The sequence below is a fragment of the Pseudomonas sp. REP124 genome, from assembly GCF_020164475.1.
GTDB lineage: Bacteria > Pseudomonadota > Gammaproteobacteria > Pseudomonadales > Pseudomonadaceae > Aquipseudomonas.
Map to the genome: position 1 here is coordinate 1 of NZ_JAIQWX010000054.1, position 25,044 is coordinate 25,044.

General features: G+C 51.9%; 22 protein-coding genes and 7 pseudogenes. 10 read left to right on the top strand and 19 right to left on the bottom strand.

What is annotated here, in order from left to right:
• The 4 genes from K9857_RS14975 to K9857_RS14990 all read right to left on the bottom strand — a co-directional run.
• Positions 1-1,283, bottom strand: a 1,283-nt coding sequence (locus K9857_RS14975) for an ATP-dependent nuclease (protein ID WP_224537023.1), incomplete at its 3' end; no start/stop codon positions are given.
• 197 nt (positions 1,284-1,480) lie between these two features.
• On the bottom strand, positions 1,481-2,770 hold the full coding sequence (locus tag K9857_RS14980; protein ID WP_224537025.1) for a hypothetical protein: 1,290 nt from the start codon (positions 2,768-2,770) through the stop codon (positions 1,481-1,483).
• Between the two features lie 384 nt (positions 2,771-3,154).
• A complete protein-coding gene (locus tag K9857_RS14985; RefSeq protein ID WP_224537026.1) occupies positions 3,155-4,045 on the bottom strand; it encodes an abortive infection family protein in 891 nt (296 codons plus the stop codon).
• Positions 4,038-5,126, bottom strand: a complete 1,089-nt coding sequence (locus K9857_RS14990; RefSeq protein WP_224537071.1) for an abortive infection family protein — start codon at positions 5,124-5,126, stop codon at positions 4,038-4,040. Before K9857_RS14990 ends, K9857_RS14985 begins: the two co-directional genes overlap by 8 nt.
• A 192-nt stretch (positions 5,127-5,318) precedes the next feature.
• Between K9857_RS14990 and K9857_RS14995 the strand changes: the two are divergent.
• From K9857_RS14995 to K9857_RS15005, 3 genes and pseudogenes are all read left to right on the top strand, one after another.
• Positions 5,319-6,651 (top strand): annotated as a pseudogene (locus tag K9857_RS14995) (IS1182 family transposase).
• A 357-nt stretch (positions 6,652-7,008) separates the two neighbouring features.
• On the top strand, positions 7,009-7,227 hold the full coding sequence (locus K9857_RS15000) for a hypothetical protein (RefSeq protein ID WP_224537028.1): 219 nt from the start codon (positions 7,009-7,011) through the stop codon (positions 7,225-7,227).
• Positions 7,228-7,469: 242 nt separating this feature from the next.
• A complete protein-coding gene (locus K9857_RS15005) occupies positions 7,470-7,799 on the top strand; it encodes a hypothetical protein (RefSeq protein WP_224537029.1) in 330 nt (109 codons plus the stop codon).
• Positions 7,800-7,851: 52 nt separating this feature from the next.
• Here K9857_RS15005 and K9857_RS15010 read toward each other — a convergent pair whose 3' ends face one another.
• The gene (locus tag K9857_RS15010) at positions 7,852-8,040 is read right to left on the bottom strand and encodes an AbrB/MazE/SpoVT family DNA-binding domain-containing protein (RefSeq protein WP_224537031.1); all 189 of its coding nucleotides are present in this window, start codon (positions 8,038-8,040) and stop codon (positions 7,852-7,854) included.
• 144 nt (positions 8,041-8,184) lie between these two features.
• Between K9857_RS15010 and K9857_RS15015 the strand changes: the two genes are divergently transcribed.
• Together K9857_RS15015 and K9857_RS15020 are read left to right on the top strand one after the other, a co-directional pair.
• Positions 8,185-8,805, top strand: coding sequence for a tyrosine-type recombinase/integrase (locus tag K9857_RS15015; protein WP_224537073.1), 621 nt, complete (start codon positions 8,185-8,187; stop codon positions 8,803-8,805).
• 271 nt (positions 8,806-9,076) lie between these two features.
• Positions 9,077-10,507: a HEPN domain-containing protein gene (locus tag K9857_RS15020; RefSeq protein ID WP_224537033.1), complete on the top strand. Its 1,431-nt coding sequence runs from the start codon at positions 9,077-9,079 to the stop codon at positions 10,505-10,507.
• A gap of 250 nt (positions 10,508-10,757) precedes the next feature.
• Here the strand turns inward: K9857_RS15020 and K9857_RS15025 are convergent, their stop codons facing one another.
• From K9857_RS15025 to K9857_RS15075, 11 genes and pseudogenes are all read right to left on the bottom strand, one after another.
• On the bottom strand, positions 10,758-10,958 hold the full coding sequence (locus K9857_RS15025) for a hypothetical protein (protein WP_411961570.1): 201 nt from the start codon (positions 10,956-10,958) through the stop codon (positions 10,758-10,760).
• Complete coding sequence (locus tag K9857_RS15030) at positions 10,955-11,221, bottom strand: hypothetical protein (protein WP_224537035.1); 267 nt, start codon at positions 11,219-11,221, stop codon at positions 10,955-10,957. The genes K9857_RS15025 and K9857_RS15030 overlap by 4 nt, the downstream gene beginning before the upstream one ends.
• Positions 11,218-11,493: a hypothetical protein gene (locus tag K9857_RS15035; protein WP_224537037.1), complete on the bottom strand. Its 276-nt coding sequence runs from the start codon at positions 11,491-11,493 to the stop codon at positions 11,218-11,220. Before K9857_RS15035 ends, K9857_RS15030 begins: the two co-directional genes overlap by 4 nt.
• A gap of 607 nt (positions 11,494-12,100) precedes the next feature.
• Positions 12,101-12,295 carry a hypothetical protein gene (locus K9857_RS15040; protein ID WP_224537039.1) on the bottom strand — a complete coding sequence of 65 codons (195 nt, stop codon included), beginning with the start codon at positions 12,293-12,295 and terminating at the stop codon, positions 12,101-12,103.
• A 109-nt stretch (positions 12,296-12,404) separates the two neighbouring features.
• Positions 12,405-12,622, bottom strand: a pseudogene (locus K9857_RS30380) (hypothetical protein).
• Between the two features lie 708 nt (positions 12,623-13,330).
• Entirely contained in the window at positions 13,331-14,254 is a 924-nt protein-coding gene (locus K9857_RS15050) for a sensor domain-containing diguanylate cyclase (protein WP_224537041.1), read from the bottom strand.
• Between the two features lie 145 nt (positions 14,255-14,399).
• Positions 14,400-15,140 carry an SPOR domain-containing protein gene (locus K9857_RS15055; RefSeq protein WP_224537042.1) on the bottom strand — a complete coding sequence of 247 codons (741 nt, stop codon included), beginning with the start codon at positions 15,138-15,140 and terminating at the stop codon, positions 14,400-14,402.
• Between the two features lie 44 nt (positions 15,141-15,184).
• A pseudogene (locus tag K9857_RS15060) lies at positions 15,185-15,460 on the bottom strand (molybdopterin cofactor-binding domain-containing protein); the annotation flags it as partial.
• A 172-nt stretch (positions 15,461-15,632) separates the two neighbouring features.
• Positions 15,633-15,755, bottom strand: a pseudogene (locus tag K9857_RS15065) (hypothetical protein); the annotation flags it as partial.
• Positions 15,756-16,512: 757 nt separating this feature from the next.
• On the bottom strand, positions 16,513-16,881 hold the full coding sequence (locus K9857_RS15070) for a response regulator (protein WP_224537046.1): 369 nt from the start codon (positions 16,879-16,881) through the stop codon (positions 16,513-16,515).
• Between the two features lie 23 nt (positions 16,882-16,904).
• Complete coding sequence (locus K9857_RS15075) at positions 16,905-18,347, bottom strand: ATPase domain-containing protein (protein ID WP_224537077.1); 1,443 nt, start codon at positions 18,345-18,347, stop codon at positions 16,905-16,907.
• Positions 18,348-19,259: 912 nt separating this feature from the next.
• Here K9857_RS15075 and K9857_RS30540 point away from each other — a divergent pair.
• The 5 genes and pseudogenes from K9857_RS30540 to K9857_RS15095 all read left to right on the top strand — a co-directional run.
• Positions 19,260-19,316: pseudogene (locus K9857_RS30540) on the top strand (hypothetical protein); the annotation flags it as partial.
• 39 nt (positions 19,317-19,355) lie between these two features.
• Positions 19,356-19,631: pseudogene (locus tag K9857_RS15080) on the top strand (IS66 family transposase); the annotation flags it as partial.
• Between the two features lie 451 nt (positions 19,632-20,082).
• The gene (locus K9857_RS15085; protein WP_224537048.1) at positions 20,083-20,271 is read left to right on the top strand and encodes a hypothetical protein; all 189 of its coding nucleotides are present in this window, start codon (positions 20,083-20,085) and stop codon (positions 20,269-20,271) included.
• Between the two features lie 8 nt (positions 20,272-20,279).
• The gene (locus K9857_RS15090) at positions 20,280-21,746 is read left to right on the top strand and encodes an Eco57I restriction-modification methylase domain-containing protein (protein ID WP_224537050.1); all 1,467 of its coding nucleotides are present in this window, start codon (positions 20,280-20,282) and stop codon (positions 21,744-21,746) included.
• The gene (locus K9857_RS15095; protein ID WP_224537052.1) at positions 21,743-22,693 is read left to right on the top strand and encodes a BsuBI/PstI family type II restriction endonuclease; all 951 of its coding nucleotides are present in this window, start codon (positions 21,743-21,745) and stop codon (positions 22,691-22,693) included. Before K9857_RS15090 ends, K9857_RS15095 begins: the two co-directional genes overlap by 4 nt.
• A gap of 42 nt (positions 22,694-22,735) precedes the next feature.
• On the opposite strand, the gene K9857_RS15100 is transcribed toward K9857_RS15095, so the two are convergent.
• The 3 genes and pseudogenes from K9857_RS15100 to K9857_RS15110 all read right to left on the bottom strand — a co-directional run bounded on the left by K9857_RS15100 (position 22,736) and on the right by K9857_RS15110 (position 24,783).
• Positions 22,736-23,305, bottom strand: a complete 570-nt coding sequence (locus K9857_RS15100; protein WP_224537054.1) for a hypothetical protein — start codon at positions 23,303-23,305, stop codon at positions 22,736-22,738.
• Positions 23,306-23,436: 131 nt separating this feature from the next.
• Positions 23,437-23,777: pseudogene (locus K9857_RS15105) on the bottom strand (histone-like nucleoid-structuring protein, MvaT/MvaU family).
• A gap of 13 nt (positions 23,778-23,790) precedes the next feature.
• The gene (locus tag K9857_RS15110) at positions 23,791-24,783 is read right to left on the bottom strand and encodes a hypothetical protein (protein ID WP_224537056.1); all 993 of its coding nucleotides are present in this window, start codon (positions 24,781-24,783) and stop codon (positions 23,791-23,793) included.
• Positions 24,784-25,044 lie beyond the last annotated feature (261 nt).

Here is a 25,044-nt window from a genome sequence, read left to right on the forward strand (position 1 = left end):
GCCACAAAGCAGATGCGATCAAGTTCTGGCCTCGATCCATAAAGTCTTTCGTACACCAACGGCAGCAGGCGCTGATCGGTTTTACCTTCACAAAGAATTACCTTCTCTGCGAAGTAGATGTCAGCAACGTTGCCTAACTCGAAAAGAGTTCGCGATTGAGCCTGAGCTTCCTCCATTGCAGCAGCAACAGCTTCGCGTAACTGTGCGCGGACGACAGAGCCGTCAACGGGATGTCTACGAACGATGACTGTATCTGGAGCGTTATCCCTGCTGAGCATTAGGGGAGAGTGGGTAGTGAACACAACCTGAAAGCCCGCCACCGAAAGTTGTTTAAGCGCTTCTCGAAGCTTGCGGACTCCTTGTGGGTGTAAGAAAAGTTCCGGCTCATCAATCAGCAGCATCCGCCTAGAAATTCCCTGAGAGGTGGCTTGGCGCAAATCCGCGAGCAACCGAATGAGCGCCATCTGAATCGCTCGCTGCGCGCCACTTCCCACCTGATCAAATCGTCGACGGTCACCGGACGCCTCGTCAGTAACATGTAAGTCCCCCGATTTAAAGAATTCTTTTACATCGATTGAGGGGACATCTAAATCCAAGCGCAATCCTGGGAAGAACTCTCCAAGGGCAGCGGTAGCGCTATTGTCAAAGCCTGCCAATACAGGAGATCTCTGATCGCCATCAACCGTCAATATGCGCCGAACTGCTTCCAAGGCTTGCGTGACTTCGACATGTGCTGTGAGGATTGGCGTCATGATTTCATCGAGCAGCCCGCGAATAGTGCTGCCAGCTTTTCCTTTTCCTAAATCCTCCGGCACATCGTCCATGGCTTGAATATGAAGAGCTTCAGGAAGCAGAGCAGAAACAACTGACGGCAGTCCTGTCGGGTACGCGCGCCAGGTTGTAGGAATGCCATTGGCATCCTTCTCATCAGGTTGCCAAACCTCCTGAACCGGCTTGGAGGTGCCTGTGCCGGTGGTGCGGATCCATAGCTCTCCATTAACGCAATAGGGTTCAATAGCTAGGCGGTGTCTTGGCTCTGGAATTAACGCGATCAATTCCGGAGTAATTCCAGAAATACAGGCGCTGAGGACTATTGGCAACGCCGGGTCAGAAGCATCATTTTTAGCAAACGCTTTCGGCGCCAGGACAATTCGGATTGCGTCTAGCACCGTGGATTTGCCAACGTTATTTTGCCCTACCAGAGGAGTAAAGCTGCCTAGGGATAAAGAGACGTTTTTACACGCCCGAAAGTTCTGAATGTAGATCTGGGTCAGTCCATGCACTTCGCTTTCTCCTGATTTGCCCTAACTCTGGGGTGCCGGGGCTTCGGAGGTGGAGCGTAGAACCCATTTCTCTGGCGTGCTTTATTGATGAGGGATTTTCGAGTCGAAAAGTCATCGATCAACACGGAAGGTTCTCACAAGATTTTTCACGCGCGAATGGCACAAAATTCCCGCGTACTAATCAGTGATGGAAACTCCTAGAGTTCCGGTGGATCCCAACCCTCAAAATGCTTGAGAGCGTCGAAATCACCGATCAGATCCTTTGCTTGGGCTAAGCGATCTAATACAGCTTGCCGCTCTCCTGATTCGAGAAGCTCCGCTTTTTGGGCGATGTCGTCGAAGAAAACCCGAATGCTGTTCACTCTTGCCCAGGTCTGAATAACCGATTCGAGTCGATCACGGCTGTCCTGGATCGCCTTGAGCCGGCGCTTTTCCTCTTCCTTATGTCTCCACTCTTCCATCTCTAACTTGTGCCGCTGTCGTTCCTGCTCGTTCTGCACTCGTTGGGTCTCAACCTTAGCAGCCAGCATCGGAGCCTCGGCGATCAGCGACTTTATGATGCTCGGGATTTTGCCGACCAAATCACCAGGCTCGTCTTCAATCCAGCGCTGAACCCACTCCACACCGTAGTACGGGGAGTACACCTGCAAGCAGAGTCTGCCGCTTGGCATATCGGCGCTCATAATCCATCCATCTGGAAAATCGGAACGTCGTTTACTCACCGGCAGCGAGGTCATTCGGATGTATTTCTTGTCTGGCCGCTTCACGTGAACGTATTCGCTGATCTCATAGATGGACAGACCAAATACTACCGTCCCGACGTAAGTCACCGTTGGACGCTGTGGCTGCCAAAGGGCAGGGTGGACGTACCTATTTGATGCTTTCTCCCGATGGTCCACGGACTCACGTCCCACATGAGTCGTAGGATCTGATAGCGCGACCGCGAGACTCTTCTTCATCAGCGCCAAATACAGCTGATTAGCAAAGTCGACGGCATGGCTTACTCCAGAGCGGCTTACTATCAGGTCTGCCATGGAGCGTTTCGATGGACGAAGGTAACCTTCATCTGTTTCGTGGGCTTTCTTAAAATGCTCCTCGATGTCTATCAATAGCGGATGCCGACGAGGAAGTAGTGCAAAACGATCATCCAGCTTACCGCGGCACTTTACAGAAGCTTTTGGAAGAGATCGGGAGATTTGCTTGGGCACTCCATCCCTGCTCCAGGCAACGAGCGCACCTGGTTGGGCATCAGGGAGTACCGGCGGCGTTTTACGCTTCCCCACAGCCACTTGGGCCCAATATCCCACCGGAGGGCGGGGTATATTAAGGTTGGTAAAAATGCGTGCTAGGTAACTGGAGGAAACGCCATACCGCTCAGCTATTTTGGTCATGGGCGTAGACCAAGCCTGTTCGTAGAGAGACTCCCGAGTAATGGTGTCCTCCGACGAATCAGCAGTGGTGGCTGAGGCGTTTGGAATGTCTTCCATGCATGAGCTTCTTGAGGGTGATTGGCAAATTCAGTAGTGACCACATCAGCCTAGCTCAAGGCTTATGACGATTATGGGATTGAACCCCGCACGCACACCAGCACCCACAGCGCCCCCGATGATGAAGTTCCGGCATCGCCGGCGCCAGCAGCACCTTTTTAGAACAATCCATCATATCTCCAAGGTGCAGAGTCATACACACGCATGGACCATTCTCCCGAAGTGCATCGTTTCGGCCACGCGAGTGGATAAGACACGGGTTGGCCGTTTTCTGCTCTCATGTCGGGCAAGAATCGGCCAGTACCGGACCGTTCAACCTGGGTGTGCGGTCGGTTCAAAGTCGATCCCCTTCTAGTCACAATCCACAGACAGAAAACGGCCATGTCATCGGGCCTGCACGATGGCCGTTTGCTTCATGACGTAGACAGATACGACTCCAGCAAGGTGGTTTGCGAGTTGAGCAAGGTCAGTTGAAGGCGGTATATACCCTTCGTTTTTTCCATGCGATGAACTTTTGAAATTTCGAGTTTCACCGATAGATTTACTAATCGTAATCGCGCCCTGGATCATTTCCGCAGTCACAGAGTCGAGAGTATTTTCAGCTTTCAGTATGCCCAAAGTCTTTCTGATGAGCTTTTCAATTGGGAGAGTTTCGTACTCGGTCGCACCAAGCGTTTTGAGGCAACCTTTCAGTACCGTCTCAATGTGGGAACAACTCAATGTTATCGACTGTTCAGGGTCAGTGAGCACTGTATTTCGCGCCTTCAACCAAGAATCTAGCAGCATTGAATTACTGCTAAACAGACCATCGAAATCTGAATCAATTTCAGCCTTCTCAATAGTCAAAAATTGGCTAAGCGACTGGACAACTGACGTAGTTTTTTCGAACTCTCGTTCGAGATTTTTCCCAATGTCAGCAACGAGTGAATTCAGAACGTTTTGATCGCTTAAACGCCGCTGCATATCTGTGCCAGCTTTCTCCAACGAGCAGAGACGCCAGTAGTCATCATCGCTGGGACGAGGCACGTCCCTCCAACCAATCATTAGCTCTTTGCTATTGAATGCTAAGTAGCAGGCTGTATGCCCAATGGGTTCACCTTCAAGGTCAAGGATTTCGTCAAACGCGACGGTTTCGCTGTTTCCGCTAACCCTAAGCCCACCGACTAAATCCAGAATTTTTTGCTCGAAAACTTTTAATCCTTGCAGTAATTGCAGGTTCTCATTTTTGACCTTTGCTGATCGAGCAGCCAACTCTGCAAATCCATCGTTACTCATGTTGTTCTACAACCATGTAATTTTTCAGTTTTTCTAAAATGTAAATTGCCACTGCGCCTGCAAGATTATTTGAAAGACGAGCCTCATCAGCATTCGCAGTCTTGTCACCTCCATGAGCAGTTCCCAAATGCGTTCTTAATGCACCTGTACTTTGGGAAATCCCCTTAACGCCGCCAAAGAAAGCACGAATATCTGCTGTATGATCATCGCCATTAGGGAAATTTAACGGTGGAAAATCTCCAACCACAGAATTTATCAACTCAGTGATGGTCTTTGTCTTACCGATGGTAATTTTTCTTTTTTCAAGATAATGCCGGCAAACCGACTCAAGGAATTGATTTGTGCGTGTGAGAGAATCACTCGCGTCAGTATCAATCGCCAAACGAGCTTTCACCCATTGCTTTTCAAAATAATCACCATCCATTAAATTAACGAGATCCTTATGGATGCTTTCACTTTGCACATCGGAAAATTCAGATAAAAGCTTTGCAGAGCTTTTGGCTTCACCAAGCATTTCGTTGGCCTTTTCCTCAACAGCATTCCATATGGAGTTAATTGATTCTGGAGAAGCCAGTTTTGTTATCTTTTCGTCATCCTTGATCTCGCTGATATGACGGGACGTCATCATTCCTTCATACGGGGTTCCGTAGTTATGGGCGTCATCTATTGTTGAAGAGGTCAGAACTCTTAAGTTTGTTCCATCAAAATTCAACATACCGTACTCCCAGTCATCCTCATCGATCTGACCGAAAGTGACTCGTTTACCAGTTGCGTAAAGACTCAAGCCATTCAAGCCCTCACGCAATTCTTCCTCTACAACTTCAAGCCCTGCACGCACCTCACTTCGAGTCTCCAGCACCTGCTTGGTCAAACGGGAAAGCGCTTCTTTTCTGCTAGTCATAGGGCACCAAATCAACGACACACACGAGGTCGTGTTGTGCAGGACAATACCCCACAACTCAATGTCTTCCCACTCGCCCACCTCAACGCTTGCGTGAAGGGGAATGTGAGCCCAAGAGAATGGGGATTTGCCTAGACGCTCCCTGTACTCCTTGCTGCCGAAGTCAGCCCCGATGATCACGGCCAAACTGTTCCCGTCCAGTGGCTCCAACGTGTTGCCACCGGAATCGCCCTAGTTTCGTAGACGACCTGACCGGCAGCTTTGGGTCCGTAAGCGGACGAAGACGATCGGCTGCTTTTGGCCCAGAGTGTGTAAAAACGCCTCCGCGAACCCTTGCTATGATTTCTGAGGATTTCATCGCAGGGATCGCCCATGAAGCGCTTTATCCAAGGTGAACATCGAGGCCAAGGCAGCTTGCTTCCTGAGAGCCTCGACGACTACGTTAGCGATACCAATCCGGTCCGCGTAGTCGACGTCTTTGTAGACGAACTCGACCTGGTCAAGCTGGGTTTTGAAGGCGTCATTCCCGCCGATACTGGGCGGCCTGCTTACCACCCGGCGATCCTTTTGAAGATTTACATCTACGGCTATCTCAACCGCATTCCGCAAAGACAACGGCAAGGCCATCCAAGGTGTGTGCCGTCAATTTGTGGTGCTATGCCAACAATTGGGGTTGTTTTCCGAGGCGCTCGTTGCCATCGACGGCAGCAAATTCAAAGCGGTCAACAATCGGGATCGGAACTTCACCAGCTCCAAGCTTCGACGGCGGATGGAGGAAATTGAGTCCAGTATCAATCGCTATCTGACAGCACTTGATACCGCAGACCGTCAGGAGCCTTCCGTAGCTCAAGCCAAAGCCGAACGCCTCCATGACAAGATCTCGGCCTTGAAAGCCAAGATGCAGGAACTCAAGCAAATCGAGGTACAGCTAAACGAAACGCCGGATAAACAGATCTCCCTAACCGATCCTGATGCTCGCTCGATGAAGACGCGCGGAACAGGAATGGTCGGCTACAACGTCCAGACTGCCTTTGATGCGAAGCACCACCTGATCGTGGCGTACGAGGTAACGAATAATGGCGTTGATCGAGACCAACTGAGTTCGATGGCAAAGCACGCACGAGAGGCCATGGGGGTCGAAGAACTGTCGGCAGTCGCAGACAGAGGGTATTTCAAAGGCGAAGAAATACTGGCGTGCCATGAAGCTGGAATTGCCGTTTTCGTGCCGAAGATATTGACGTCGGGAGCGACAGCGGCTGGTCGATTCGGCAAAGATGATTTCATCTATGACACCTCAACGAATGAATACCGATGCCCAGCCGGGCAAAGCTTGATCTGGCGTTACTCAAGTGTCGAGAAGGGGTTAAAACTACATCGCTACTGGAGTTCGAACTGCCGGAATTGTGCCTTGAAGGAACGTTGCACGCCCAGCTCTGAGCGGCGAGTTAGCCGTTGGGAACATGAGTCAGTCGTCGAGGCGATGCAGAGTCGTCTTGACCAAGCACCAGAAATGATGCGGATCCGCCGCCAAACAGTGGAGCATCCCTTCGGCACACTGAAGTCCTGGATGGGGGCCACGCATTTCCTCACCAGAACCCTTACCCGAGTGAGCACGGAGATGAGCCTGCATGTGCTCGCCTACAACTTCAAACGCGTGCTACGGCTGTTGGGCAGTGATGCCTTGATGGCGGCAATGAAGGCATGAAGCCTTTTGAGCGGTGCGATAACCGCATCTAGCAGGTACCCGCTGGCACAAGTCCCGATCAATACAGCAACATTGATTTGGCTTGGATGAGGTCTCTAGAGACCTCCAGCGCAGCGAAAAACCACTAATTACCCAATCCTCTGCGTCCAAGGCGTTTTTACACACTCTGGGCCGCTCACTGCCGGTCATGGTTGGTAGGGGGGCAAATTCGTTGCAAACGGCTGGTTAGGTCGATTGCAAATGAATCGTCGAGTCAGTCCTAATACTGAGGTGTCCGCGGATGGGGAGTGAGAAATGGCTCCATTCAGCGGCGTGTTCAGTTAGTTTTCCCACACCAGTTGCTCAAGGACGATTCCCATGCCAGATAACTCTGAAGCCAATATAGCCACAGCGGACGCTCTCACACTGCTCCTGCACAACCAGCACGCCCTAGCAGCGGCCTTTGAAGAAGTGACCAAATGGATCTCAGAGAATGGAGTGGAAAGTGTCTCCGCGAACGCTATGGGGGCAATGGAAACGTTGGACAAGAATGCACGAGCCATCACCGATGCGATTATGCGCCTACGCTATTTATAGGCATCATTTAACGCTCGCTGCACCCTTGCAGGTACCGAATGATTCTGCTGAACCAACCTGTCATCTATCGCTCGTTTCGCTGGATATGATCATTTGAGATGTGGGGAGTACCGATCCGAATGACGAGCCTTATTCCTCTCGGGAGGGTAGTGCGCAGAACACATTCCGGTGCTGGATACTGCTTCGCCAAAACTAGCTGTTAGAATTGCGCTGGTTTAGTGATCAGGCCCGTGAGCACCAGCATGAACAAAGAATTGACCCTGGAAGAGATGCGCGAAGCGTTGTTCGGCGACGCTGAAATATCTGCGCCGGTGACCACCGCCCTGGTGGAAGAGATCCAGCCGGACGTCACCGCCGCGCCCCTATCAAAAGTGGCGAAAAAGAAGGTCTCCAAAGCCTTTACCCCCAGGCTTCTGGTTACTCTCCGTGTGAGCAATGAGTTTGAAGGCAGGACGCTTGAGATCGTCCATGAAGCCGATACTCTAAGCACGCTGCTGGCAGAGCAGGAAGCTACCAAAGCAGCCAGGAAGAAATTCCGGTATGTAGAAGTGGTATCGGTCAAATCTATGTAAATCATATTTATCAGCAGGCGCCAAGCTAGTCTGTGGCCGGCCAATTCTAGCCCTAGGGTTTCGTATCAGCGTCACGAATTGGCTTTAGCACTATCGATCCGTCGACCCTCTCGATGGTCAATAAATCACCGAGACCGACGTTCATTTCTGCAAGGACATCCGAAGGCAGATCAATGATCACATCCCCGCTGCCATCGCCTGGATCCTGACATATCACAATCCTTCGCACAGAATCACTCATTGGAAACTCACTCCACTCTCGGCAGATGAATTAGGTCCATATCCTACGCCGTACATGGGAGGCAGTCAGCTGTCGGCCTAATAACGACAACGGTACTGCGCAGCTGATCCACCCTAATCCTCCACCAACGTGGTGGACACCACCATAAATACCATTGCCAAGTATCGGCATCAGCCATGGAATAAGGGAAAGCTTGTCGGACAGAAAGCACCGCTCCGAGTCAGGGATATCTGGGCGATCCGAGTGAGGCTTCAGCTTGCTGAGAAGACGAGGGATTTGGCGCTGTTCAATTTGGCTATCGACAGCAAGCTGCGTGCCTGTGACTTAACCAAGCTGCGAGTACGAGACATAGCTCATGGGGAGCGCGTGTCGTCACGGGCTATCGTGATGCAACAGAAAACCCGTCAACCCGTGCAATTTGAAATTACCGAACAAACTCGAACGGTTCTGGAGGCTTGGATGCATCAGGCGTGCCTTCGCAGTGAGGACTTCCTATTTCCGAGCCGACTGCACGGTTCAGACCATCTATCCACCAGGCAATACGCTCGTATAGTCAAAACATGGGTTACAACTATTGGTCTTGACCCAACCATGTACGGTACTCACACACTGCGGCGAACCAAGGCAACGTTGATCTATCGTCGGACGAAAAATCTCCGAGCTATCCAGCTCTTGCTTGGCCATACGAAGCTTGAAAGCACCGTCAGATACCCGGGCATCGAGGTTGATGATGCCTTGGAAATGGCTGAACAGACGGAGGTTTGACTACCACCGCGGCGGTCGACGCTGGGCCGCCGCTAACGGCCAAAAGCGGACGCCCTGCGCGTTTCTGGTTTCATCCGATAGTGAACGCTGCCACTTGCCGAGGCATGCACCGCATGAGGGAGGTCTAAGCGACCCTTTCTTGCTCCTGCATTGATTGTGTAGGACCGATCAGTAGGACAGTCGACGTGAGTGTTTTTACTGGCTACCTTGGGGTCTTGCTGGGTAGCCTGCCAAGGCTACAAGCGCCAAAACATGAAAAATAGGGCTCGTTATGGAAAACAATACTATTAAAGAAAGCGGCTACTTTTGGTGGCGAAACGAGCCTATTCCAGAGGACGACATTGTCCCGGAGTCAGCAGTAGCTGGCGATTTGATAATCACTGATGACGGACAAATAAGCCTTGAACTGCATGGGTATTTACCTTCAGCAGATCACCCGATTTCCAGAATTTTTGTGGGGTCGGGCAATTCATGCCCGGATATTGAAGGCCGGCTCAAAAACTCAAGCGAGCATGTGCTATTGATGGACGTCTATACTCAAGGAGGAAAAGCATCCTTCGGTGGGATTTCTTATGAGAACTATGGAGCAACAAGTTGCTTAATTGGTTCTAAGCCACTCCCCGTAGTGAAAGGGGAGATAAAGTTTGACGGTCTAGCAATTCCGCTGACTGGATTTGAGGAGTGGCTAGGCTTAAGCTCCATTGAGACGACTAGAACAAAAAGAAAGCTAGTAGCAACCCACAAGACCCAGAAAAACATAAAATACACACTCGAAGATAGCAGTACTATTTCCATAGAATTTGACTTGCTTGCCCCTATGTTCGGCAATCAAAAAAATCACGCAATAAACATTGCTGAGAAAATTAGCTTTAAGTATCTGTCCAAAATCAAAAAAACATCATCAGAGCTGAAAAAGTACTTTTTTTCTATTTCGGATTTTTTCTTAGTTCTGACTGGTTCCGACTATAGTATGGAGTGGCCATCGCTAACAATAGGCCGCACTACAAGCACCAGCAAGTCATATAGATTTTATTTTTTAAGATCTCGAAACTCAGCCACTCCGCCCGCACGCCATAATTGCTGGTTTGCATTCCCAATTATTCAAGATGAGTTTGGTCGGCTTTTTCAACAGTGGCACCTTAAGCGCGAGGAGTTGGGACCTGGAATGAGTCTGTATTTAGGGACGCGTCGTGGTGTCGAGCTATACGTTGAGCACCGCTTTGTTAATCTAATATGGGGACTCGAATCGTTACATCGCACACTAAACAAAGACGCACCTCCGACGAAGCTAGAATTGAAAGCTAAACGCATTATTGAGCAAATAAAATCAGCCAAGGATCGAAAATGGTTGGAAGCCAAACTTGAGCATTCTGCCGAACCTTCTCTCGCCGAACGTTTGGTTGAATGTATAAAACTTTTGCCGTTAAATTTCCCAGTAGAATCACTTCGCGATTTTTGTAACGAGTGCGCAGGCAAACGTAATGACATTTCGCATTTTGGAGGGCAGCGTGTGCCAGGAAGCTATGGCGTTTTTCTAGGAAGAATTTACTCGCTCAACAATGCACTTGGCGATATCTACCCCGCTATACTTCTAAAGCTGTGCGGAGTAAATGACTCGCTTCTTCTTAAAATGCTCAGTACTGGTCGCGCAGCAAGTAGAATCAAATACACCCTCAACGAAGTTGGGCTCAATATCAGTTAGCGTAAACTGATTCGCCCTCAATCGAATTATCAAAATAAAAGGGACTAGGCAACGTGCCGCATAACAACCGACTTCTGCTTCGCGAGCGCGGGCATCGTCGCATGACTCTTACTGACCCAATCTCTGCCCGTTACGAAGGGCGGCTATGGGTCGATAACAACCGGTCATTACCGGTAGGCCAGAAATGGCCCTTACAGCTCAACCACAAACCCACGCAGGCCGATGCCATCGGCAAACCGCCCGAGCGCCGTCAGGCTAGCCCAGGTGCGCAGGTGCGCAGGTGCTCGCGCCGCGAGCGCACCGGAATCAGCCGCGCGCTCGGACTGCCCAGGCGTACCGACAACGACCAGTGGCTGTCATTCCCCGCGACCCGGCCGACCACCGCCTCACGGACTACCTGCTGCTCGATCAGGGCGCGCAGCACGTCCTCCTGGATGCCTTTACCAATCATCCTTGTCGCTCCAGTTCCAGTTGCACCTGACGCAGTTGCGAGGCAGTGTCGAAGATGCGGTACAGGACCTCGATGCCAGCCGCCGGCAACGCCTTGAGCGATTCAAGCCCCATCACAAAGCCTTCGGCGCGGTCCGCGGCATGCAGCGTATCGGCCACGGTCCTGGCGTGCCGGATGCCCTGCAGCAGCCGCAACGCGCGAGCATGTACCGGCGTGGGCAACCTCAGTTCAGCAAACGGATCGAGCCTGGCGTATTCGCTCATCTCATGTGCCAGCCTCCGCCTGTCTGCAATCGCTGTAGCGCGTCGTTCAGGGCGCGGCGGGCGGTAGTGTCCATCAGCGTTGCATCCGCGGCGTCGATCAATTCCGCATCCTGCAAGGCGGCCCGGTAACCCAGGGCCTGGTGATAGCGCTGATGCGCGTCGCTGGGCAGGCGCGCGCCGACGATCGCGCTCAGCAGGTTGAACCACGCGGCTTGTGTTCGCTCGTTGGGCAACAGCGGTTGCCCGCTCTGTTCTATCAGTGTTTCGGACATGGCCGACTCCCGTGCTAAGGGGGTAAACCAGAGGGTCGTATCATGGTAGATCAGGTCCCGGAGAGCTGGTAGCGCTGGGCCGACAAAAAAGGCCCCCCGCACCAGGAGCAGGTGCGGCGGCCGATTGAACGAAGATCCCGTTATGCGAAATCCAACGGCTCCGCTTAGTCGTTCGCCAAGGCGAATCGGACATTGCGCAGTCAGATCAAAGAGGGTTTGGCCGGAGGGGAATGTCTCAAACTGACGAGCTTCATTAGGGCAAGTTCAATGGCCTCGGCCGCCCCATCGCGGTCGGGGGTTAACCTCCATCCGCTCGGTCGAGCGTCCATTAAAATACCCACCGCCTGGGCACAAAGTTCGTCCGCCCCTAATCCTCTATTACCTGCTGCGACTATGAGTGCCATCAGCGCTTGCTCAAGACTTGAAACTGAAGTTGTCGTCACGGAATAGGCTCAAGAAATTAATCGACAATGGTGCCATGATGCCAATGAGCCACCTAGCGGTATCCGCTCAGCGGCAATAAATGTGTGGATGAAAAAAAGGGATCCGGCAGGTTCAAGCAAACTCTAAGCGCAAACTTCGCTAACGGAGGGACGTGCTGCCGGTTTCAACTGGAGAGAAAAACGCCCGCATCTAGCACGAGCTGACGCCATTCCAACCTGCTTATCAGCCCTTCTTTTTGCATCACAGCAGCCCTTCTTAGCAGTTCGTAATACTGGTCTTCGACGGCGTAATTCGGGTCCTTTAGAGTCAGGAACTTCCGCCACTCACTGAGCGCAAAGCTGCGTTGATTCTCATACATTGGAATAGTCCATCATCAAAAAGGGTAGAGGTGTAACGACCTAACTGCGTTCGAATGACGCGACGGATGGTAACAGCGAATAGGACTTCCCGAACTAATCACGTCGCATCTACGAATTGCGAAGTCTTAGAATTGCCTCACTAATCGCTTTCGAGTTTGTATCCAGGGTCTCCATGGCCACGACCGCATTTTCTGCGACTGCTCCCGCATCATGCTCTGAAAGCCACTTCGTGACCTCCTCTATTGCCGCCCCAAGCGCATGCTGATTGTGCAGGAGCAATGTCAGAGCATCCGCCGTGGCGATGTTGGAATCGAATCATTGGGCATGGAAGTCGTCCTTGGTGGGATAGCGTAGCTCGTCACATGGCTGTCGGCGCTGAATGGCAAATTTATGCGCACTCCATTTCGGCACCTAAAACCCCAAACTTTCTCTAAGAAAATCAGTGATTTGCGTTTTCAGAATTTGGCGGTGAAGGAAAGATTCGAACTCCAACGAACTTTTATGGCCATCAATGCTCATTGCGATACGCCAACACCATAAATTTCTGACCGGTTTCTATTGTTCGTGACGGGCAGGGATCGGCCATTAGCGGTCAGTCTCTTGAGACTGGCTTAGGTCGTGGTGGGCCCTAAGACCTCTGAGGTAAGGATAGGGACTCAACCATTTTCGGAGCGGCTACCTATAGCGGCAAGTAGATCACTCCAGGGCTTAGATTCTTTGCGTGCGTTTGGGCACTCAGGCGTATGTGCGAAATTGGCAGTGCCATGCAGTTCTGCTTGAGCAGCCCTGCATAGCTTGCACATGACCATTCCCTTGTCTAAAGTCCATTGTTTATTCCACGAAACAAGCAATTCAGAAGTCGACATTTTGGAAGGCGCACCATAATGTACAAAAATTAAATTCTGTACAGTTATTTTGGTGCTTCTGCCGGAGACCTCAATCGGAGGCGTTTCTGGCCCATCTACAAAGAGCCTGGTCGGGCTTTCATGTGAGCCGAAACGCCTGAACAAGCTTGGTATCTCTATCGGCTGCTGTTACGCCGACTTCTTTTGACGCTTCTGCTGATACATCGCCTGATCAGCGATTGTGAGAGCTTGAGAAATTCGTATCGTCTTGTTGGTTACAGCGAGCCCATAGGAAGCGTTGACGCCCTCACTTTCGAGCGCTATTTTCATCCTCTCGCACAATGCAAGGCCACCTTCTAGATCGCAATTAACGCCGATGATTCCGAACTCATCACCGCCTAGCCTTGCAACAACATCTTCTGCCCTTGAAGCTTTCAACAATGCAGTTGCTGCACGTTTTATTAGTGCGTCGCCGGCAGCATGGCCGAGGCGGTCATTAGCATCCTTCAGTCCATCCAGGTCCACAACGATGACGACAGAGGATTGCCGGTAGCGCTGGTATCGTGCCTCCTCTTTTACAAGAAGCTGATCCCATCCCGCACGGTTATAAAGACCCGTAAGCGCATCCTTCATTGCTTGAGCCTGATAGCGCTCAGCTCTTCGTTCTTCCTCGTCGGCTTTCAACTCCATCTGCAAAATCGTGCTAAGCATGCTGCCAACCAGCTCGATCAGATCTTGATTATCAGCAAGGCTGTCAGGCTGCGGCTTGGGATCAATGCCGCACAACGTCCCAAACAAGCGACCATCAGAGAGCAGAAGCGGCACGCCAATGTAGGCGCCTATCGGAATTTTCCGACCTATTTCCGCCGCACTATAGGCCGGCACTTGATTTGAATTGGGGGCGATATTGGGACCTTTGCCTTCCACCATTGCGGCACAAAAGGAATCCCCCCAATTAAAGACATCGCCAGGAGCGACGCCATAGCCGTGATCGTCGCGATGGATAACTGCCCAGTCGTTGCCCTCAGTTCTCGTGACCATACACATCTGGAAGTCTAACTTTCGGCGGAGAAACGCCAGCGCTTTGTTAGATGCGCTTTCAAAACCATCCATTATCACTCCCAATAAGGTTAACCAATCCCAAACATGATAAAGAGATGAGCCTCCACTGCGGCTGGTCAGCGATCATGGAGAGCGCTCTTGTCATAAAGTAAGTAGCCAGTTGTTCGGCGTCGGTGTTGTGCTAAACAGGATTATGTCAATTTCCCGCCATCAACCATCCTCTAACACCATGACTTTGACTCAATTCTTTCACGACTCGGATCGCGTCCTGCTTTTGATTATACGGGCCGATGACGACGAAGTTGTGTTCTTTACGCGCTACCGGTAACTCCAGCTGTTGAATGGCTTTTTTGGCGCGATGTCGGCTGGGTGTGTTCAATGCAATCTCGACCACCCAAAGGCCGGATGAAGGCTTGGAAGTTTCTCTTTTTACGTGGGAAATGAAGCCACCGCACGTCAAGCATGGGCGTTCCAGCGTGATTTGCGAGCCTGGCACGGTGCGAAAGACGTGCCATTGCGGATCAACGTTTTTTTTGCGGGCGAAGAGTGCAAGGAGCAGGCCGGTAAACGTAATCAGACCGCTGAGAATAATCGTCCATTTGTATGATTGTGTGGGCAATGAAGGCAGCGTAAGTTCTGGTGATTCGTCGGGCTTTTCGACCAAAGATTGTGCGGCGTCAACCTCCGTTGAATCGGTTATATGGGATCCGCCTTTGGCAAAGGGCGCTAGTTCATCGGAATGCTGTGTACTGAGTACTGTCGCCACTTTATTTGCGGCGTCATCAAGTAGTTGTTCGAACTTTGTCACTTTTTGCTGAGCGTATGAGTTGTTGACGTTATTTTGACAAGTGGGTGCTGTGGATGTGTAGGTCCATAGCAGTGCTGATAGTTGCCCCAAAACGCCAGTTACCAGGAAGCTCAAGCCAAGCTTTCGCACGGCACTATCTCCAAATCAAGTGAATGACGCCAGGCCCATATTTCCAAGTAAGGGAAAACCCCTTGCTTGATGACAAAGCTGCCGCCGAAGTCTTTCGGTGTGCGCAAACGCAAGCGGTTACCGGGCACATTCAGTGCGCTGGACATGACCCTATGCAGCGCATAGGGGCCCTGGAAATTGGCCAGCACGTCATCAATGCCGGTGGCGCGTTCGTACTGAGCCAGCACCACTTAGCATTTAATGGGAATGCAGGAACTGCGCGGAAACTCCACTTTGAGCGAGACCTTGTGCGGCGCCTGCTCGAAGGCCTGCTCCAGCTCTAGTTGCTATGCAGCGCGATAGTGTTAGAGCCGAGTGTGTAAGAAAGGCGCAGGGAGCGCCTTGCCTAGGGAGATGAAACTCTGCGCTGTGGTCTGAAAACTTGCCTTAGCGTCTGATTTGCAGGGCTGGGACCAGACAGAATTGCCGGTCAGGGAGGTGGAAGCGGGATGGCTCGCGGACCTGCTTGGCCATCGAGCTGAGTTGATCGCGGTCGGAACCGACGTTAGTCACCTCATGCGCAACGATCAGATGGTGCTGCGTATCGACCGCTGTCTGCACGTTATAGCCAACGATTGGTATTGCTGACGTAGTCGTCGAGGCTCTCGGGAATTAAGGTACCTTGGCCTCGATGTTCACCTTGGATAAAGCGCTTCATGGGCGATCCCTGCGATGAAATCCTCAGAAATCATAGCAATGGTTCGCAACAGCATTTACACACTCAGAGCCAACGCAGTCTCTTATGAGGGGCGACTATTGACCCAAGGCTGATCCTGCTCACGCGAAACGGGGGCGAGTTATCTGATTTGGAACAGGCAAGAGATCGCGGTCATAGCCTTGTCTCCGTCAGTTTCATACCGAAGATCGAACTCAAGGAACTGTCGGTGAAGGCGGATGCAGACGGGGTAACGCTGGGCGATCTAGTCCCCATTTGCGAAAGGTTCGGCGTTGCACCGCATTATGTGCTTAACGAACTGTCCGTCTCGGTTGCGGAAGGCTATCTACAAGGATCTTTGCCCTATGATTTTTGCGGGGGCGTTATGAACGGGATCATAAATGCTGTGGTTGAGGTAGGCATGACTAACGACATGCCTCAGCCCGCTTGCTCGCTTTACCAGGCAAATCATGGTGAAAGGATCCGCAGTAACGACTCACCGGAAACTGAGCCCAGTGAGAAATACACGATGCCGACGGTCGAGGAAATAATGCGTATCCTTAGAGACTAGCTTTCACAGATCGGGAGGTTTTCGCTTTTCGGCTGGAAGGTAGTGGATCGAGCGCCGCTTTTGGCTGATTTCTGCCTGTCTCGAAGGGCTGAAAGCGGCCAGCACGGCTAAGTCGATTCAAGAGAAAGGAGCTTTCTAACTTCGGCAATGATCGTGTCGATGTTGAATGGCTTTGGCAGCACCGCGTCAAACAGATCCGATCTATGCATGCCTATGTGCGCCTGAGCGCCGCTCATCAAGATAATCGGCAAATGATTAGAGGAAGGAAGTGCTCGGACGGCTGTGGCGAACTCCAGGCCGTCCATGACCGGCATCATGAAGTCGGTGATGATCAAGGCTGGACGTTCTCTATCAAGTACCTCGAGCCCCTTTTGGCCATTGCTGGCCGTCACCACCATGAACCCCTCATCCTCCAGCGCAAAACTGAGAATGTCAGCGATCAGATACTCGTCGTCGACGACCAGGATGGTGGTCATGTTAATTCAACCCACACAAAGGCTTAAGATCTTGAACCGGGCGATGACTCAGTGGGTACTGATGGTTCATGTCTTGAAGCCTTTTTCAGGAAAACGTCTTGGTCACGGATGACGACCTCGAATCGCGAAGGGTCGTAGGAGCTGTCTCGTACTTTAAGAATGGAGAGCGTCCTGCTTAGTTCAGAGTGATTCTCAGCGAATCGCATCAGCATCAGGTTGTCGACGATGCTAGACAGGTCAGAGTTCGGTGCGCTGACCTCGGAGCCGAATAGATCGCGCATTTCCCAAGAAGCGAATACCGTAACCCCTCTGGATCGAAGCTCGTTCATCAGAGCACTGAAGAAATCAGTTATCCTCGTCGGATTTGTCGTTACTCGGGTCATGCCGCTCAGGCTGTCGATGAACACGCGCTTGATGCCCTTTTCTTCAACGAGACTCAGCAGTCGTGCGCCCAGCCCGTCCAGCAGACCTTCAGTAGTAGGCTGCCAGGCAATGCTCAACGCGCCACTGTCTTCCATACCTTTGATATCGATACCCAATGACAGGCCTTTGAGTCGTAACCTCTGTGGACTTTCGTAAAAGCCAAAATGCAGGCCCGGAGACTCTGCGGTCGACTCGGCCAGAAATTTGAGGCCCAGTGTTGTTTTACCTATCCCGGAGGGGCCTATTACCAGCGACACGCTGGAACTGTGCAGGCCTCCGCCTAAGATGTCGTCCAGTGACTTAATGCCACTGGCGATTCGCGTCATGTCGGCGCTGTCGGGAGACGACGGGTGGCTGTAGAGACTTTCGAGTCGCGGGTAAACAACCAAGCCATTTTCGGTAATTTCACACTCATGAAGACCGGTCATTGCGCCGCTGCCGCGAGTCTTTCGCAGCTGAATACGACGCACTGAGCGAGTACCGTATAGCTCCTCGCCCATCTCAATCACGCCATCAACCATGGTGTGCTCAGGACTGCCATCGTCGAGCCGGGAGCTGGTGAGAAATAGCACCGTGCAACCAGCGAAAGCGGCATGCCCTTGCAGCTCTGAGATGAACTTCTTAGTGTCGATAGGAGAGTCAGCTTTCGAGCGTGCATTGAGCAAACCATCCACGACCATAACTGTGGCTTTTTGGCGGCTAATTTCGCGCCGAAGCAGTTTCACTACCTCATCCAGTCCCTCGTTTTCCAAGGTGTCAAAGGCACTGACAAACTGGATTTCGGCACCGACTTTTGAGGAGTCGAAAAAGCTCAGGGTAGAAAGAAACTGAAATAGACGGTCATGTGACTCAGCCAACAGCGTGGCGACGAGAACCCGGCCTCCATTGTTTGCATGATGAAACCCAAGCTGGTTGGCGAGGATCGTTTTTCCAGACCCCGGGCGCCCTTGGATTATGTATGAAGCGCCTGCGACCAGACCTCCCTTTAGCAGAGCGTCGAGCCCTTCGATTCCACTTTGGAGGCGTTTTAGCTTTTCCACAATGCGACCCTGATCTGAAAACAGGCTGTTTAAGCCGAGTGAATCGAATGCTACCGCCATTCTTGATTCGTAGCCATTCAGAACGAGTTGAAAGCTGGAGCGACGGTGCCGTATTGCGGCCTTGAGAGTTGTCTACGAGAGGCCGCTCTTGGCCGATTGTTGCCTGTCGCTAAGGGGGGCCTCGCCCTGCGCTACGGACGCGCGCCCCAATGTGTTTTTTGGGCTCGTCAGCCAACGTAGCCAGTCACTTCGGCGCATAGCATCTGCAAAATGTGCGGGTCTAAGCAACGCGGTTTACAGTGAAGGATATCAGCGTCGGCTGGTAGCTAACCCACCCTTACAGCTGGATTCGGCCTCATCATTTTAACGATGGACTGGCGCTAGTGCTCATCTAAAAAGCTTAACGTCTTGTTCAGGATTAGTTATTCACTACACTTTACTAACACACTTCTTGATCGTAAGCGTTCCGGGAACACACCTTCCGAACTCCAGCATTAAGGACGATGGTGTCTGCATATTTTTAAGCGGACGCTTTCGCCCTTATCGCCAGGAATTCCATGGGCCAACGAAGCTCTTATCCCAAATCGTTCAAAGCCCTGGTTGTTCAGGAATGCCTGCAACCAGGCGCGACCATCTCCGGCGTCGCCATCAGCCAGGCATCAACGCTAACGTCATACGAAAGTGGATGCCGCTGTACCGAGATCAGCCGCCAGCGATGCTACCTGCTTTTATTCCAGTGAAATCTACGCCAAAACGGCCGACTGAGACGTCGGCGGTTATCGATCTATCGTTTGGCGATCAATCGATCACAGTGAAATGGCCAACTTCTGACCCTGAAGGATGCGCAGGCTTTGTCCGTGGGCTCACGCAATGATCCGCATCGATGCCATCTGGCTCGCCACCGAACCCATGGACATGCGTGCCGGCACTGATACAGCGCTGGCCAGAGTGATTACGGTGTTCGGTGCGGCGAAGCCGCACTGCGCTTATCTGTTTGCCAATCGCCGCGCTACTCGCATGCATATACTCGCGCCGGGCCAGAAGAAGACCTATCGTGCTTACGTTTGGGCTTACTGCACTACGCCGTTTTCGCCGCTCAAGGCAGTGGTTTATGACTTCAGCCCGAGCCCGTGCAGGCGAGAACGCGCGCAACTTCCTTGGCCAGTGGAAAGGCAAGTTGGTGTGCGACGACTTCGCCGGCTACAAAGCGAGTTTCCAACAAGGCATCACTGAAATCGGCTGCATATGGCGCATGCCCGCCGCAAGTTCTTCGATTTGCATGCTAGTCAACCTAGAAGAAGTCGTTCTGTAGGGTATCGTCGATTTTCCTGTTCTGAGATCTGCGCTCTTGAAGCGCGTGTACGCTATGACTCAGCCTGCCAACCAGGCCCTGTCTCGTATCTGTCAGAAAGGTTTTGCGTACTCAAAAGTCAGCATTTTGCTGACAAATCTGGTGCAAGCAGATGGGGGCACGCCTGACATGTTTGCGCAGCCGCCGCGACGGAACTGTGGGAATTTGATGGAGACGATTGATGTCTTGAACAAGCGGTTTGGGAGAGGGGCAGTGCGTCTGGGAACGGTGTGGCCAGGGGGAGACCATGGAAATGGAGGGAGATGCTTTCGCCTGCGTACGTCCGCTTGGCGGGAGCTGCCACGCGCAAGTGAGCTTACAGAATCAGTATCGGGCTGCATACTTTAGACCGATTCACGTATGCTGAGAGCATCAGAAGGGGCAGTTATGATTACTCCAATAGACACCGAAAACCTCGTTAAAGCCAGCCAGGGAGCATCTCTCTTGGCAGATGATCTCCGCACCCTGGCCCAATCGGCTGACCCATTTCTCGCAGAGCTTGCTGTTGAAATGCTCAAAGCAGCAGCTGAGCTTGAGCAGAAGCTGAAGCGACTCACCACTGCTACCTCAGCATGACTAGTCTTATGTCTTTGGATCATGTTGATTCAGTGCGCCGCGAGGTTGCCCCAAAAACTGACAGGAAGCTGAAATCAGCTCTGGGGCAATTCATGACTCCATCGAGCGTGGCCAGATTTATGGCCAACATGTTTCCTCCCAGCTCTATCGAGACTTGCCGCTTGCTCGATGCCGGGGCGGGGGTAGGTGCGCTCTCGTGCGCGTTCCTAGATAGATGGAAGGCTGGTGAGCATAATTTCCAGCGAGTCGAATCCACTGCATACGAGATAGATGACAAGCTGAGGGGCCACCTGATCGATCATCTGGCTGGTTACTCTGGCGTGAATCCAAATGTCATTGCGGGCGACTACATCGAGCTGACGGCTACACCAGATTTTGTGTCGCCTGGATACACGCATGCGATCCTCAATCCTCCGTACAAGAAGATTAATACTGGCTCTGTTCACCGTCTGGCACTACGGACTGTTGGCATTGAGACAGTGAACTTGTACTCAGCATTTGTGGCGCTGGCTGTCGCTCAAATGGCACCTGGCGGTCAGATTGTTGCGATTATCCCGCGAAGTTTCTGCAATGGCCCGTACTACAAGCCATTCCGTGAATTCGTGCTTAAGCGCGCAGCAATTCGCAACATCCACTTGTTCAATTCGCGCAGCACAGCCTTCAAAGACGATGAGGTGCTCCAGGAGAACATCATCATCTGTCTGGAGCGTGATGGCGAGCAGGGAGATGTGACGATCACTACATCGACTGATGACAGCTTCACCGACCTGGCTAGCCATAATCATGCGTTCAACCGTATTGTCTTTGAAGCAGACCCAGAGCGATTCATTCACGTACCTACATCAGTAGAAGAGAGTGCTATCGAGCGCTCTAGTGTTGCCTGCTGCTCTCCTGAAGGTGTGGGCGTGAAGATATCCACAGGCCCAGTTGTAGGCTTCAGAATGCGATCTCAGCTGCGAGAGATGCCCGAGGCCGGTACTGTCCCGCTGTTGTACCCGAACCACTTCAGCAGTAACGGTCTAGGTATCGTCTGGCCCGGAGAAAGCCGCAAAAAGCCCAGTGCGATTCTGCGTAACGACGAGACTGAGAAGTGGCTTTATCCGAACGGCTTTTACTGCCTAGTTCGTCGCTTCTCGTCGAAGGAGGAGAAGCGTCGCATTGTAGCCAGAGTGCTGGACCCCAAAGAAATTGGCGACAGCCCGATGGTGGGGCTGGAGAACTACTTCAATGTCTTTCATGACAAAAAGAAAGGGCTCCAGAAGGAGCTTGCATACGGTCTGACGATCTATCTGAACAGCACTGCTGTTGATCAGCAGTTCCGTCGGTTCAACGGTCACACACAGGTCAACGCAACAGACCTGAAACTCATGAAATACCCAAGTCGTGAGACTCTCGTAGAACTCGGTTCCTGGGCACTCCTGCAAAACGAGATAAGCCAAGAAATCATCGACCAAAAAATGGAAGAGATTCTATGAGTACCAAGGAAGAATTGATTAAAGAGGCCCTTCAAGTTCTCGTGTCATTGGGCCTCCCTAGAGCCCAGCACAACGAGCGTTCGGCCTTAAGCTTGCTTGCCATTTTGAATCTGACGCCAGGCAAATCCTGGAGGCAAGCAGTCAATCCGCTAATCGGGATTACTCCGATAATGGACTGGATTCGCGATCAGTATGACAAAGACTACGCCCCAAATACCCGAGAGACGATTCGTCGCCAGACGATGCATCAGTTCTGCGATGCCGGTCTTGCGCTGTACAACCCGGACTTGCCCACACGCCCAGTGAACAGTCCCAAGGCCGTCTATCAGGTTGAACCATCGGCGCTAGAGCTTCTGAAAACGTTTGGCACTGCGGGTTGGCACGATGCACTTGCTGAATACATGGTCGAGCGCGAAACCCTGGTTGCTCGTTATGCAAAAGAGCGCGAGCAGAACATGATTCCAGTAGAAATTGCTCTGGGTAAGCAAATTTACTTGAGCCCAGGAGATCATAGCGAGCTGATCCGCGATATCGTTGAGAGCTTTGCGCCTCGATTTGCGCCCGGAAGCACCCTTGTTTATGCGGGTGATACTGGCGAAAAAATGGGTTACTTCGATGCACCACTACTAGCCAGTCTTGGTGTCGAGGTAGATTCCCATGGAAAAATGCCAGACGTAGTTCTTCACTTCACACAGAAGAATTGGCTATTGCTGGTGGAGTCAGTCACAAGTCATGGTCCCGTAGACGGCAAACGGCATGCAGAATTGGCTAAGCTTTTCAAAGGATCTACAGCTGGTCTTGTCTACGTTACTGCATTCCCAAATCGCGCAATCATGGGGCGCTATCTCGGTGAGATCGCATGGGAAACAGAAGTGTGGGTTGCAGATGCGCCGTCGCACCTGATTCACTTCAATGGTGTTCGTTTCCTCGGTCCATACGAAGAGTGACAAAGATGTAATGCGAGCCCAGCATAAAGCCGGGCTTTTCACTTAGCTTGTGACTTTTGTAAGCCAAGGCTTTGGTTGAATGAGCTTGGCTACATCGATATTGAAAATTCCGTGCTCCTCTCGGACCTGATAATTATCATGAACCCATTCACCGGAGCCATAGTGTCGAGCCTCCTTCATGAAGCTCGCGTGGTCGATTCCACCCAGTAGCCACATGCGGCGCTGATTGAAATCGTATGTCATGAAGAAAAAATGATCGATGGGCTCCTTTGCGTGGCGAGCAGTGATTTGGGCTGTATAGCCATCGCGAGGTGGTCGTTGGCGTTTCACGGTCTTGACACCGATGCGAATATTTAAGGGGCTCACAAAGTCTGGCTGGCCTGCTGCATTTTCGAGTATCCAGCTGAAGCCTTGAATACCTTCATGACTAATCCAAGATTTGAAAACCCATTCCCCGAGGTCTCCCACCCACCTCTTATCAGTGTCAGCCTCGGTAAATATATTTCTATATTGAAGATCACGACGGGCGCGCATTCGTTTGGCCCGAGCTTCATGCGTCGGATCAATCCCGACAGAAATCCATCCCTGTGGGTGGATCTGAGAGTTTCCCATAGCTTCGGCCTATAGTCAGTTGCATCGACTCGAATTATTATTGAATTAGTAGAGCAACCGATTTAGATAAATATTAGAAAAGCCTAGTGCCGCTGCTAGGCTCATTGCACCTGAAGCTACAGCAACCAGGACTATACAATCTCAGTTCCGTACTGCTCTTTCCAAGCTTTCAGGCCCTTGTGGTTCCCACCCTTTGTCTCTACCCGCTCATTGTTTTTCGGGTTGACGTAGACCTTCAACGAGCGCTCGCGGCGTTGACTGCGGCCATCTACCTTCGTGGCAGGGCGAGCGTGAGGGTCCAGGATCAGCTTCACTTCACGCAGCGAGAAGCCGTACTCAGCCAGAAGGGCGCGCAGTTTCTCATCAAACTCGATTTCTTTCTTCAGTTCGCCATCGTTTTTAGTGCGTCCAGCTGCTTCAGCTGCTCAGCGAGCTGTGCTTCAAGCGCTTTGAATTCTGCGAGTTTACTCATTTGTCCCCAATTATTATGTGTTTGTGCTGGTGAATTCGCGTGAATCAAATGCCTTGATTTTCTTTGCTACAGAGTTGCGGAGGGTCTCGATCTGACTGCTCGACATTGTAATGTAGTTGTCCTGAAAATCACTGAGAAGACCTGCTTCAATGCCTAGCTGATCTTCGAGGGCTGCTAGATCCTTTTTGAGGGTCACAAGGGCGGGGCCTAGGGCTGTCTTAATCTGTAGGCGGGTTCGGGTGGCACGATCACGTAGGCGTTTCAAGTAGCGCAACTGGAGATGAACGAGGTTGAGTCTGTTTTCGCCTTCGGAGATCTGGCTGCGGCAGTGATCGATGATGTTTGTGAAGTACGCATAACGTTCTTCGTGCGTCTTTTTTGGCCGGCCCATGACGGACACTTGGACTTGATCCTGACCCTCGTATTGGCGAGCGAGGTCGCGGCGTTTGTAAAAGGCAGTGTGCATCTGTTTGTCGAGCATGCCCAGGATGTCTTTTCCTGGGCGGCCGATTTGGGTATTGCCGTGCATCGCACGGAGGGTCTCGATATCTGATTGCACTTCACCGGCCTCAGCCTCCATGCTCCGAAGCGTTTGAAGCTCTTCGTCTCGCTCAATCTCGATTCGGGCTAGTTCTAGCTCTTTAGGCATTTTTGGTTTGCCTGGAGCAAGCCGCTTTTCGGAGTCGGGGAGGGCGTTCCAGGCTTCTTCTGTGAAGCCGAGAGGGCGGAAGAGATTGAGCTTCTGGCGAATAGATTTCGCTTCTGCTGAACATCCCGCATGCTCATGCGCCGCCACAACGCGTGCAAGATCCATTCGTTGGTTGAATGTGCTCAGTAGCAAAATACCTTCGGCATCTTCAGCGATATCATGACCTGACTCCTCAGAGAGCTGAAGCTCCAGGTCAGCGCAGTTCTCGAAGAGGCGAGCTACCAATCGACGCTGCCTTTCAAACGGATCAAGTCGTGGACGACCTTGAGGTTTATTGCTTGACAGATTGTTCATCATGTGAATTCACTTGACAAAATATAATTAGTAGTATATTATGTAGATCATTGCTGAGTCAATGAGGACGGGTTACCCAGGCTATCGAGCCGTGCGTGAGCCTCTAGCCCGAAGAAGTGAGAGTGAGGTAGCGGGAGAGGCTTGGAGCGGGCAAGTGAAGACCGGGAGCAGGCAGGCAGGCAGGCAGGCAGGCAGGCAGGCAGGCAGGCAGGCAGGCAGGCAGGCAGGCAGGCAGGCAGGCAGGCAGCAAGCAGGCAAGCAGGC

What these genes read in the sequence shown, in the direction of transcription:
- K9857_RS14980 (WP_224537025.1), bottom strand. Translation starts at nt 2,770, where the DNA reads ATGGAAGACATTCCAAACGCCTCAGCCACCACTGCTGATTCGTCGGAG.
- K9857_RS14985 (WP_224537026.1), bottom strand. Translation starts at nt 4,045, where the DNA reads ATGAGTAACGATGGATTTGCAGAGTTGGCTGCTCGATCAGCAAAGGTC.
- K9857_RS15000 (WP_224537028.1), top strand. Translation starts at nt 7,009, where the DNA reads ATGCCAGATAACTCTGAAGCCAATATAGCCACAGCGGACGCTCTCACA.
- K9857_RS15005 (WP_224537029.1), top strand. Translation starts at nt 7,470, where the DNA reads ATGAACAAAGAATTGACCCTGGAAGAGATGCGCGAAGCGTTGTTCGGC.
- K9857_RS15010 (WP_224537031.1), bottom strand. Translation starts at nt 8,040, where the DNA reads ATGAGTGATTCTGTGCGAAGGATTGTGATATGTCAGGATCCAGGCGAT.
- K9857_RS15020 (WP_224537033.1), top strand. Translation starts at nt 9,077, where the DNA reads ATGGAAAACAATACTATTAAAGAAAGCGGCTACTTTTGGTGGCGAAAC.
- K9857_RS15025 (WP_411961570.1), bottom strand. Translation starts at nt 10,958, where the DNA reads ATGATTGGTAAAGGCATCCAGGAGGACGTGCTGCGCGCCCTGATCGAG.
- K9857_RS15030 (WP_224537035.1), bottom strand. Translation starts at nt 11,221, where the DNA reads ATGAGCGAATACGCCAGGCTCGATCCGTTTGCTGAACTGAGGTTGCCC.
- K9857_RS15035 (WP_224537037.1), bottom strand. Translation starts at nt 11,493, where the DNA reads ATGTCCGAAACACTGATAGAACAGAGCGGGCAACCGCTGTTGCCCAAC.
- K9857_RS15040 (WP_224537039.1), bottom strand. Translation starts at nt 12,295, where the DNA reads ATGTATGAGAATCAACGCAGCTTTGCGCTCAGTGAGTGGCGGAAGTTC.
- K9857_RS15050 (WP_224537041.1), bottom strand. Translation starts at nt 14,254, where the DNA reads ATGGATGGTTTTGAAAGCGCATCTAACAAAGCGCTGGCGTTTCTCCGC.
- K9857_RS15070 (WP_224537046.1), bottom strand. Translation starts at nt 16,881, where the DNA reads ATGACCACCATCCTGGTCGTCGACGACGAGTATCTGATCGCTGACATT.
- K9857_RS15085 (WP_224537048.1), top strand. Translation starts at nt 20,083, where the DNA reads ATGATTACTCCAATAGACACCGAAAACCTCGTTAAAGCCAGCCAGGGA.
- K9857_RS15090 (WP_224537050.1), top strand. Translation starts at nt 20,280, where the DNA reads ATGTCTTTGGATCATGTTGATTCAGTGCGCCGCGAGGTTGCCCCAAAA.
- K9857_RS15095 (WP_224537052.1), top strand. Translation starts at nt 21,743, where the DNA reads ATGAGTACCAAGGAAGAATTGATTAAAGAGGCCCTTCAAGTTCTCGTG.
- K9857_RS15100 (WP_224537054.1), bottom strand. Translation starts at nt 23,305, where the DNA reads ATGGGAAACTCTCAGATCCACCCACAGGGATGGATTTCTGTCGGGATT.
- K9857_RS15110 (WP_224537056.1), bottom strand. Translation starts at nt 24,783, where the DNA reads ATGATGAACAATCTGTCAAGCAATAAACCTCAAGGTCGTCCACGACTT.